The organism is Cryptosporangium japonicum, from assembly GCF_039524755.1.
Taxonomy (GTDB): Bacteria; Actinomycetota; Actinomycetes; order Mycobacteriales; family Cryptosporangiaceae; genus Cryptosporangium; species Cryptosporangium japonicum.
In genome coordinates this window covers 90,434-100,990 of record NZ_BAAAGX010000031.1, presented here as the reverse complement: position 1 = coordinate 100,990, position 10,557 = coordinate 90,434, and the positions used below count along the sequence as shown (strand labels likewise).

Annotated in this window: 9 protein-coding genes; 8 read left to right on the top strand and 1 reads right to left on the bottom strand. The window is 70.6% G+C overall.

Translation table 11 applies throughout. The annotated features are described in order from the left end of the window. The first annotated feature begins 874 nt into the window (after positions 1 to 874). Genes ABD437_RS34480 through ABD437_RS34445 form a run of 8 tightly spaced genes read left to right on the top strand, consistent with a single transcriptional unit; the run spans position 875 to position 9,348 of the window. Positions 875 to 1,660 carry an SDR family NAD(P)-dependent oxidoreductase gene (locus ABD437_RS34480; RefSeq protein WP_344653162.1) on the top strand — a complete coding sequence of 262 codons (786 nt, stop codon included), beginning with the start codon at positions 875 to 877 and terminating at the stop codon, positions 1,658 to 1,660. Continuing rightward, complete coding sequence (locus ABD437_RS34475) at positions 1,660 to 3,207, top strand: lyase family protein (protein ID WP_344653161.1); 1,548 nt, start codon at positions 1,660 to 1,662, stop codon at positions 3,205 to 3,207. Before ABD437_RS34480 ends, ABD437_RS34475 begins: the two co-directional genes overlap by 1 nt. Continuing rightward, positions 3,204 to 4,148 carry a thiamine pyrophosphate-dependent dehydrogenase E1 component subunit alpha gene (locus tag ABD437_RS34470; protein ID WP_344653160.1) on the top strand — a complete coding sequence of 315 codons (945 nt, stop codon included), beginning with the start codon at positions 3,204 to 3,206 and terminating at the stop codon, positions 4,146 to 4,148. Before ABD437_RS34475 ends, ABD437_RS34470 begins: the two co-directional genes overlap by 4 nt. Continuing rightward, complete coding sequence (locus ABD437_RS34465) at positions 4,141 to 5,097, top strand: alpha-ketoacid dehydrogenase subunit beta (RefSeq protein ID WP_344653159.1); 957 nt, start codon at positions 4,141 to 4,143, stop codon at positions 5,095 to 5,097. Before ABD437_RS34470 ends, ABD437_RS34465 begins: the two co-directional genes overlap by 8 nt. A 56-nt stretch (positions 5,098 to 5,153) precedes the next feature. Continuing rightward, positions 5,154 to 6,152 (top strand): sugar ABC transporter substrate-binding protein, encoded by a 999-nt coding sequence (locus ABD437_RS34460; RefSeq protein WP_344653158.1) that lies wholly within the window; start codon positions 5,154 to 5,156, stop codon positions 6,150 to 6,152. 12 nt (positions 6,153 to 6,164) lie between these two features. Then, positions 6,165 to 7,676, top strand: a complete 1,512-nt coding sequence (locus tag ABD437_RS34455; RefSeq protein WP_344653157.1) for a sugar ABC transporter ATP-binding protein — start codon at positions 6,165 to 6,167, stop codon at positions 7,674 to 7,676. Continuing rightward, a complete protein-coding gene (locus ABD437_RS34450; protein ID WP_344653156.1) occupies positions 7,673 to 8,884 on the top strand; it encodes an ABC transporter permease subunit in 1,212 nt (403 codons plus the stop codon). The genes ABD437_RS34455 and ABD437_RS34450 overlap by 4 nt, the downstream gene beginning before the upstream one ends. Continuing rightward, entirely contained in the window at positions 8,881 to 9,348 is a 468-nt protein-coding gene (locus ABD437_RS34445) for a VOC family protein (protein WP_344653155.1), read from the top strand. The genes ABD437_RS34450 and ABD437_RS34445 overlap by 4 nt, the downstream gene beginning before the upstream one ends. Here the strand turns inward: ABD437_RS34445 and ABD437_RS34440 are convergent. Beyond that, a complete protein-coding gene (locus tag ABD437_RS34440; RefSeq protein WP_344653154.1) occupies positions 9,340 to 10,515 on the bottom strand; it encodes an extracellular solute-binding protein in 1,176 nt (391 codons plus the stop codon). The genes ABD437_RS34445 and ABD437_RS34440 overlap by 9 nt on opposite strands. Positions 10,516 to 10,557: the final 42 nt, after the last annotated feature.

The following is a 10,557-nucleotide window of genomic DNA, read 5'->3' as shown; positions in this document are numbered from 1 at the left end:
AGCTTGTGGGCAGCTGTTGTATCGGGGAAGGCCGACAACGCGGCCTGGCGGCGGCTGAGCGGAGCCGCAGCCGAGCATGGACTTGCAGGACCGGGCCTAGGTGGCAGGCGCGCGCCTAGGTGACAGGTGCCCCCTGAGCGGCAGGCGCACCGTGCGCCCCCGAGCAGTACGTGCACCTGTGGGTGGCAAGTGCGCCTGCGGTGGCCGATGTGTCCGCAGGGTGGCCCGGCATCCGTGGGATCCGGTGGCGAGTCCGGCCCGGTGAGCCATGGCGAGACCTACCTGAACACTGGAGCCCACGGGAGGCCACCTACGGGTTGTTCCCGGACTGCGAGCAGACGGGATCGGGGCGCATCCGTTCGGCCAGCCCGGCCCACCGCCGGGACTGATCACCTGGAACCTGTCGACCGAGCTCGGAACTCGCCGACATGGCTCACCGGGCCGGGCAGAAACCAACCGCTCGGAGGGGGCACCGCAGCCATAGCCCCGGATAGTCGCGCGGCGGGCTGAGCACACGGCCCACCTGGAAGCCGAGGCCGAGCGTTGTCGCTCGCCGCGCAACCGAACGTCGTAGCCCCACGGTCAACCGAACCGCAGCACCACATGATCGAAGGCCGAATCGACCGCCCGACGCGTTACCGCGGCACCGCCACACGCCGTCGACGAACCCCGCCGCCGACGAACCCCGCCGCCGACGAACCCCGCCGTCGACGAACCCCGCCGTCGACTACCTCGCGACCAGGCCGCGACCACGAGCAGCCGCCCGGCTCCGCACCCCACCCCAGGCGCGCCGACGAGCTAGTCAAACGTTTGCTCTTGTGAGGGCCGAAACACGCTGCTAACGTCCCGGTCAACCGATTGACCTGGAGGCCACGTGGCCATCGCCATCGATCTCGCTGGGCGCTGTGCGCTGGTTACCGGCGCTGCTGGTGGGTTGGGGCTGGCGTGCGCCGAGACGCTGCTCGAGGCCGGGGCGCGGGTGGCCATCAGCGACCTGCCCGGCCCTCGGCTCGACACCGCCGCCGACGCTCTCGTCGCCAAGCACGGCACGGAGCACGTGCTCAAGATCCCGGCCGAGCTCACCGCCGAGAACGCGCCCGGCGCGCTGGTGGACACCGCGGTCGCGGAGCTGACGAGCCTCGACACGCTGGTCAACTGCGCGGGCATCATGGAGACGGTCCCGCTGCCCGACGTCACCGAGGCGGCCTGGCGTCGCATCATCGACGTCAACCTCACGTCGACCTTTCTGCTGACGCAGGCGGCCGCGAAAGCGATGGAGCGGGGCGCGATCGTCACGTTGGCGAGCGTCGCCGGGCGGTCGGGGCGTCCGAACGCCGTGCACTACGCGGCGAGCAAGGCCGCTCTGCTGAGCCTCACGAAGTCCGCCGCGTTGGCCTACGGGCCGGAGATCCGGGTCAACGCGGTCTGCCCGGGCGTGTTCCTGACGCCGATGTGGGACGAGATCATCGCCCACCGCGCCCGCCAGTTCGGCGCCGGTGCGGGCGAGGAGTACCTGGCGCAGGTGAAGGCCGCCTGCGCGCTGGGCCGCGACGGTGACCCCGCCGAGCTCGCCGCGGTCGTGTTGTTCCTGGTGAGTGACCTTGCCTCGTTCGTGACCGGCCAGGCGGTCAACGTCGACGGCGGACTGGAGATGGACTGATGAGCGCGCCCACCCACGACGCTTCCACCCCGGGAAGCACTCCGGGCGCCACCGCTTCGGCGACGCCCCCCGAAGCCACCGCAACCGACCCGAACACCGCACCCGACCCCACCGGCACAGAAAACGCGACCGCCCCAGAAACCGCGACCGCCCCAGAAACCGCGACCCACAGCGCGCCCCCACTCTCCGGCGCACGCCCAGGACCGTTCCGGCTTCTCACCGCCCTCTACGCCGACACCGCGATGGCCGAGATCTTCGGCGAGGCCGCCACCATCGACGGCTGGCTCCGCGCCGAGCTGGCGCTCACCAAGGCCGAGGCCCAGGTCGGCGTCGTCACCGCGGCCGACGCCGACGCGCTCGCCGCGATCAGCGCCACCGACCGCATCGACCGCGACCAGCTCTGGGAGCAGGCCCGCAACGTCGGCTACCCGGTGCTCCCGCTCGTGCGTCAGCTCGCCGGCCAGCTCCCGGAGGGCCCCGACGGGCACATCCACTGGGGCGCCACCACGCAGGACATCATGGACACCGGCCTGGTGCTCCAGCTCGTCGCGGCCGGCGACCGCATGATCGCGCTGCTCACCGAGTTCGGCGACGCGCTCGCGGCCCAGACCGAAACGCACAAGAACACGGTGACGGCGGCGCGGACCCACGCCCAGCAGGCGGTCCCCACCACGTTCGGCACGAAGCTCGCGGTCTACCTGGCCCAGGTCACCCGCGACCTCGCGCGCGTCCGGAGAGCACGCGAGGAAGTCAGGACGCTCTCCCTCTACGGCGCCGGTGGCACGTCGGCCGCGCTGGGCGAGAACGCCGCCGCGGTACGCCGCCGGATGGCCGAAGAACTCCAGCTCGACGTCGACGACGTGCCCTGGCACGTCGCCCGCGACCGGCTCGTCGAGTTCGGCAGCGCGCTGGCCCTGGCCGCGGGCACCGCCGGGCGCATCGCCCGCGAGGTCGTCGACCTCTCCCGCACCGAGATCGGTGAGCTCAAGGAGGCCGACGGGCACCACCGCGGTGCGTCCTCGACGATGCCGCAGAAGGCGAACCCGATCTCGTCCGAGGCCATCCTCGGGTTCAGCACGTTCGCGGCGACGCTGCTCCCGGCACTGCACCGCGCGCTGGAGGCCGGCCACGAGCGGGCCGCCGGCGAGTGGCAGATCGAGTGGCTGGTGCTGCCCGAGCTGGCCTGCAGCGCGGCGAGCGCACTGGCCCTCGCCGCCGAGATCGTCCGTGACCTGCGTGTCTTCGAGGACGTCATGCGCGCGAACCTGGACGCCGACGGCGGCCTGGTGCTCGCGGAGGCGTACATGTTCAAGCTGGCGCCGCAGCTCGGCCGGGAACACGCCCACGACGTCGTGTACGACGCCGCCCGCGCGGCCCGCCAGAACGGCATGACGCTGAAGGCCGCCGTCGCCGACATCGCCGCGACGGACCCGGCCGTGAAAGCAGCGACCACAACCCCGATCACCCCCGAGCACTACCTCGGCGAGAACGAGCGGATCTGCGACGCCGCACTCACCCGGTGGGCGACCGCGAAGGAGAACCGGTGAACACGCTGCTCGACGATCTCCACCAGATGTGGCGGATCCGCCTGCTGGAGGAGAAGGTCCGCGAGCTCCGCGCGTCGAACGACATCGTGGGCTCGGTGCACCTGTCGATCGGCCAGGAGGCCGGTCCGGTCGGGGCCTGCTCCGTGCTGGGTGAGAACGACGCGCTCTTCGCGACGTACCGCGGCCACAACTGGGCCGTCGCGCGTGGCGTCCCCGTGGAGGGCATTCTGGCCGAGTTGCTGGGGCGGGCCACCGGGGTGAACGGCGGACGCGGCGGCTCGGCCTACTTCTCCGACTTCGCGCACGGTTTCCACGGCGAGAACTCGATCGTCGGCGCGGGAGCGCCACTCGCGGTCGGCGCGGCCCTGGCCGGCAAGTACGACGGCACGAACCGGGTGGCGCTCACCGTGTTCGGCGACGGCGCGATGAACCAGGGCGCGGTGCACGAGTCGATGAACTTCGCCGCCGCGCTCGACCTGCCGGTGATCTTCGTCTGCGAGAACAACAGCTGGTCGGAGCTGACGCCGATCGACGAGATGGTGCGCAACCCGATCCTGGCCGAGCGGGCCCGGGCGTACGGCATCCTCGGCGAGCGCATCGACGGCAACGACCCGTCGGTCGTCCGGGACCGGGTCGGCGACGCGATCGAGGCCGCGCGGGAAGGCGGCGGCCCGGCCCTGCTGGAGCTGATGACCCAGCGCCTGGTCGGCCACTACATCGGTGACCCCGAGCAGTACCGGCGCCCCGGCGAGCTGGAGGCGGCGAGAGAGGTCGAGCCGATCGCCGCGGCCACCCGGAAGCTCAGAGAACAAGGCACCAGCCAAGCCCGGATCGACGAGGCGGAGAGCAACGCCCGTAGCGAGGTCGAGGACGCGGCGACAGCGGCCCTCCAAGCCCCGCTCGCCGACGTCAGCACGGTCAAGGAGCACCTCTATGCGTAAGTTGAGCTACGCCGAGGCCGTGAACGCCGCGCTGCGCCGCTGCCTCGACGAGATCCCCGAGACCCTCCTCTACGGCGAGGACGTCGGCGTGCCCGGCGGTGTGCACGGCGTCTCGAAGGGCCTGCACAAGGCGTTCGGCGACCGGGTGTTCGACACCCCGATCTCGGAGTCGGCGATCCTGGGCTCGGCCGTCGGCGCCGCGATGTTCGGTCGCCGGCCGATCGTCGAGATCATGTGGTCGGACTTCTTCCTGGTCGCGCTCGACCAGGTCGTGAACCAGGCGGCGAATGTCCGCTACGTATCCAACGGCACCGTCAAAGCCCCGCTGACCATCCGCACCCAGCAGGGCAACTCCCCCGGCGCGTGCGCTCAGCACTCCCAGAACCTCGAGGCGTTTTTCCTGCACACACCCGGTATCCGGGTCTGCATGCCGAGTACACCGCAGGATGCCTACGACCTGACGCTCGCCGCCGTGCACTGCGACGACCCGACGATCGTCATCGAGAACCGGACGCTGTACCACGGCGCGAAAGCGGAGGTCGTCACCGACGGCGAGGTCCAGCCCATCGGCGGCCTCCGGAAGCGCCGGGACGGCGACGCGGTCACGGTCGTCACCTGGGGCGCGATCAGCCGGCGCGTCGAGGAAGCCGCGGAGAACGCCGAGGTCCTCGAGACCGTCTGGCTCAACCCGTTCCCCTGGGACGAGGTGATCGCGTCGGTGCGCCGCACCGGGCGGCTCGCCGTCGTCCACGAGGCGAACCGCACCGGTGGCTTCGGCGCCGAGGTGGTCGCCCGTGTCGTCGAGGCCGGTGTGCGGTTGGCCGCGCCACCGGTCCGGATCGCGGTGCCCGACATGCGGCTACCCGCCGCACCGGTGCTCGCGAACGCCCTGATCCCCGACGTCCGGAGCATCGCCGCGGCGATCAGCGACCTGGCGGCGCGCGGCTGACCGGCCGTGTAGTCAAACGTTTGACCAAACCCCCTGTGACGAGGAAAGGACCCCAGATGCGACGAGGCCTGGGCCTGAAGAGACCGATCACGTACGTGGCCCTCGCGGCATCCGTGGCCCTGGCCATGGCCGGCTGCGCGAGCGAACCGGAGAACACCGCGTCGAGCGGGTCGAAGAGCGACGGCTGCCGGATCGCCATCGACAACGGCTCCGGCACCGGGTTCCCGTTCCCGAACGCCGGCGCGCAGGGCATCGAAGAGGCCGCGAAGAGCATCGGCTGCGAGATCATCGCGAACCTGGACGGCAAGAACGACGTCCAGACCGAGGCGGCGAACGTCCAGAACATCATCGCGCAGAAGCCCGACGGCGTCGTGATGATCCCGGCCAACGCGGCCGAGGCGGCCAAGTTCGTCGACCAGTTCACCGCGGCCGGCATCAAGGTCGTCAGCTATCACAGCATCATCGGCGCCGACCGCAAGATCGACGACGTCTACCCGAAGCTGTCCGCGCTGGTCATCGAGGACGAGACCGGTGCCGGCGAGCAGACCGGGCAGGCGATGCTCAAGGCGCTGCCCAACGGCGGCAACGTCGCGGTGATCATCGGCGCACCCGGGTACGCCGAGAACACGCTGCGGGTGGAGAAGTTCAAGACCGCGACGGCGGGCAAGTTCACGATCGTCGCCGAGCAGCCGGGCGGCTGGGTCGCCGACCAGGGCCAGTCGGCCTGCGCCAGCATCCTCAACGCCCACCCCGACCTGGTCGGCATCTACGCGATCTCCGACGACATGGGTGTGGGCTGCCAGAAGGCGGTCGCGGCGGCCAAGTCCACCGCGCTGGTCTTCGGCGTCGGCGGCTCGAAGCTCGGCGTGGAGGCCATCAAGAACGGCGGCCTGACCGGGACGATCTGCTACAAGCCGGTCGACGGAGGCAAGAAGGCCGCCGAGGAACTGAAGAAGGCCATCCAGGACGAGAACTACGGCACCGCCAAGCTGGTCTTCTACGACACCCCGTCGATCGACAAGTCAAACGTCGCTGACTGCGACCCGCAGTGGTGAGCTGAGGTACCCATGGGTGAACTATTGGCGGTACGCGGAGTCTCCAAGCGGTTCCCGAACGGGACGGTCGCACTGCGGGACGTCGACCTCACGATCGCCCGTGGCTCGATCCACGGCCTCGTGGGCGCCAACGGCGCGGGCAAGTCCACCCTGTTCAAGATCATCGCCGGCGCTCACGAACCGAGCGCGGGCGAGCTGATCTGGCAAGGCACGACGGTCGATTGGTCCACTCCGGCGGCCCCCCGCGCCGCCGGAGTGGCGACGATGTACCAGCACATCCCGCTGGTGCCGACGCTGTCCGTGCTCGAGAACGTGTTCCTCGGCGAGATGTCGGGGCTGTTCCGGCGCGGCCGGCTGATGGAGCGGTACGACGCGCTCTGCGAACGGTTCGGCTATCGCGTCGACCCGAACAAGAGCGTCGGCGACCTGCCGATCGGTGAGCGCCAGATGGTCGCGGTCGCGCAGGCGCTGGCCGCCGGCGCGACCCTGATCTGCATGGACGAGCCGACGGCCTCGATGGCCTCGGCCGAGGTCGAGCTGCTGTTCCGGGCGGTCAACCGGCTCCGGGAGTCCGAGGGCACGTCGTTCGTCTTCTGCTCGCACTTCCTCGACCAGGTCCTGGAGCTCACCGACGAGGTGTCGGTGCTCCGGGACGGCCGGATGGTGTTCACAGGGGCCACCGCGGAGCTGACCGAAGAGCGGCTGGTCGACCTGATGGTCGGCCGGAAGCTCTCGGCGATGGAGAACGCGCGGATGGAGCCGGTGAGCCCGACCGCCGAGAACGTGCTGGAAGCGATCAACCTGCGCTCCCCCAGCGGCGTGGACGACGTGTCGATCACGGTGAGGGCCGGCGAGGTGATCGGCCTGGCCGGGATGCTCGGCTCCGGCCGCTCGGAGATCCTCGAGGCGATCTTCGGCGCGGACGAACGGTGCTCCGGCACCGTGAAGGTCCGCGGCCGGAACGTCGGAAAGCGCGTCGACCAGCGCGTGAAAGCCGGGCTCGCGCTCGTTCCCGAGGACCGCAACCGGCAGGGCCTGGTGGGCGGCTGGGAGATCTGGCGCAACACCACGCTGCCCGACGTCCAGAAACTCAGTAAAAAACGCATGCTGCCGGACGCCGAAGCCGAGCACGCGCGCGCCGGGCGGGCCGTCGCCGACCTGAAGGTCCGCACGCCCTCGGTGACCACGCCGGTGAGCGCGCTCTCCGGCGGCAACGCGCAGAAGGTCGTGTTCGCCAAGTGGATGTACGGCGACGCGTGCGCCTACCTGCTCGACGAACCGACGGTCGGCGTCGACGTCGGCGCCAAGGCCGACATCCTCGAGCTGGTCCGGGGGTTCGCCCGGGCCGGCAACGCGGTGGTGATCGTCTCCTCGGAGTTCGAGGAGCTGCTCGCCGTCGCCCAACGCATTCTGGTCGTTCGCGGCGGGCGGATCGTCGCCGAGCGGAACGCCCAGGACACCGATGAGGCCGAGCTGCTCGCGCTCTCGAGCGGGCTCGGCGCCAATGAAGGACGGACCGGATGAGCACTGTCAAAGAGCGGCTCGCGCCGTTCCGGCTCCAGCGCGCGGGCGTGGTCTACGCGTTCGCGTTGATCCTGGTGGTTTTCACCTCGGCCGCGGCCGGCACCGGTCGGCCGTTCTACCTGTCGGCGTTGAACAGCGCGAACATCCTCGACCAGACCGCACAGGTCGGGATCCTCGCCGTCTTCATGACGATCTGCCTGATCAGCGGCAACTTCGACCTGTCGATCGGGGCCACCGGGGCGCTGGCCGCGGGCGTCACCCTGACCGTGCTCAACAGCGGTCTCGGCGTCGGCGTGGCGCTGCTCCTCGGGCTGCTCACCGGCGTCGCGATGGGTGCGTTCAACGGCGTGTTCGTGCAGTACGTCGGCGTGAACGCGTTCATCGTCACGCTGGGGACGATGACCGGCATCCGCGGGCTGCTGTTCATCCTCACCGACGGGCGCTCGATCCAGACCACCGAGACGGGTCTCGCGGACCTGTTGACCGGCGACTGGCCGGTGAACCTCAAGGTGTGGGCCGCGGTCGTGGGCCTGGTGTTCGTCGGGGTGGGCGTCTTCTCGCTCCGCCGGGAACGGGCCGGGAAGGTCACCGACGGCCAGGGCTACTGGTACGTGATCGCCGGTGCGCTGCTGGCCGCGGTGTCGGTGATCTGGTTCCCCACCTACTGGGCACTGTCCAAGCAGGTCTGGATCTTCCTGGTGATCGTGCTCGTCGCCTGGGCGGTCCTGAAGTTCACCGTGGTCGGGCGACGGCTGTACGCGGTCGGCGGCAACGTGGAGGCCGCGCGGCTCTCGGGCATCCGGGTGGCGCGCTACAAGGTGATGCCGTTCGTGCTGAACGGGTTGTTCGCGGCGCTCGTCGGCATCCTGTACGCGTCGCGGTTCTCGGCGATCAACCCGCAGGCGCTGACCGGCATCGAGCTCACCGTGCTCGCGGCGGCGATCCTCGGCGGCACGTCGCTGTTCGGCGGGGCCGGCAACGTGCTGAAGTCGGTGATCGGTGCGCTGATCCTGTTCGTGCTGGCCAACGGGTTCGGCGTGCTGAACCTCGGCGCGAACTACCAGGACCTGATCAAGGGTGTCGTGATCATCGGTGCGGCCACGATCTACGTGCTCGCCGAGAAGCGCGGCGGCCGCCGGAAACTCACCGCGGCCGATGTACCCGCGGTCACCGCACCGGCGACGCCCGAGAAGGTGACCACCTCGTGAGCGGTCTGACCGGGCTCTGGCACTTCAGCTTCACGGTGGCGGACCTGGACGCCTCGATCCGGTTCTACCGTGACCTGCTCGGCCTGGTGCTGGTGCACGAGCAGCGCCAGGACAACGAGTACACGCGGAGGCTCGTCGGGTACTCCGACGCGGATCTCCGGGTGGCGCAGCTCGCGGTGCCACCGGCGTCGTCGACGAACTCGTCGCACGACCTGGAACTGGTGCAGTACCTGTCCCCCAGTGCGGAACCCACCGATCCGGAGCGCAACCGGGCCGGCGCCGCCCACCTGGCGTTCACGACGGACGACGCCCTCGGCACGTACGAGCGGCTGAACGCGGCGGGCGTCGAGTTCCTCTCCGCTCCGAACGAGATCACCGCGGGCGTGAACAAGGGCGGGTACACCTGCTACTTCTTCGGCCCCGACCGGGAAACCCTGGAGCTGGTCCAACCCCCGTCACGATGACGCCTTCCCGGGCCTACGACGTCTTCCCGGGGTCACCCGAGCCGTCGTAGGCCCGAGAACCCGTTCGATCTCCGCCGCGGCCGCGAGCAGGGCCTCGCCCGGCTCCGAGCGGCCGCGCACGGCACCGGCGATCGCGGCCGACAGCATCTCCGAGACCGCGGGCCAGGCCGTCACCGGCGGCGGGCTGACCACGGTGCGGTGCACCTCCTCCATCACCGCGTAACACGGGGACAGGGCCCGCACCCGCGGGTCGCGCCAGGTGGAGAGGCGCACCCCGTTCGCGCCCTCCAGCGACGTGATCACGTCCATCTCGGGGGTGGCCACGTGTCGCAGATACTCGTAGGCCCGCTCCGGGGACGAGCACCCCGCCGCCACCACCAGCACCCAGTAGATGTTCAGCGACACCCCGCCCGGCACCGGCGCGCACGCCACCGAGCCCGGCGCGCACATCGCCGCGTAGCCGGACCAGTTCACCATCATCGCCGCGCCACCGGCCGCGAACCGCTCCCCCGACGCCACGCTGTCCCACTCCAGCGAGGCCGGGTCGACGAGGTTCTCCGCGTGCAACCGGCGCAGGAACTCCAACCCGGAGACCGCTGCCGGGCCGGACGGCGAGGACAGGTCACCACCCCGGCTCCACAGTTGCAGCAGGAAGTCGTAGACGTCGTTGTGCCCGTCGGGGAGCCCGGCGAGCACCGTGCCGTGGAGCCCGGGCCGGGTGAACCACCGGGCGACGTCGAGGAACTGATCCCAGGTGACCGGCGGCGCCAGCGGGTAGCCGAACCGTGCGGCGAATCCCGCGCGCTCACCGGCGTCGGCGAAGAGGTCGGGGCGGTACAGGAGCATCATCGGACCGTCGTGGTACGGCAGGCCGTACACCCGCGATCCACGGGTCTGGAGCTGCCACATCGACGGGCTCCACCCACCGGGGTGGTCCGGGGGCAGGTGGCCCGAGAGGTCGCGGACCGCGCCGCGTTCGATCAACGCGGGAAGCCAGTCGCTGACCACGAGCGCCAGGTCCACGCGGCCGTCGAACAGCGCGTCGCCGTGGAGCACGGCCCGTTCGAGCTCCGGCAGCTCGAGCCACGAGGCCGTCAGCGCGAACCCGGCCGACTGGCGAGCGGTGGCTCTCGCGAACCCGTCGAAGGTGCGGCCCAGCAGGTGCATGGTCTTGCTCCGAGTCAATCGTTTGACCTACAGTTCGGGGAC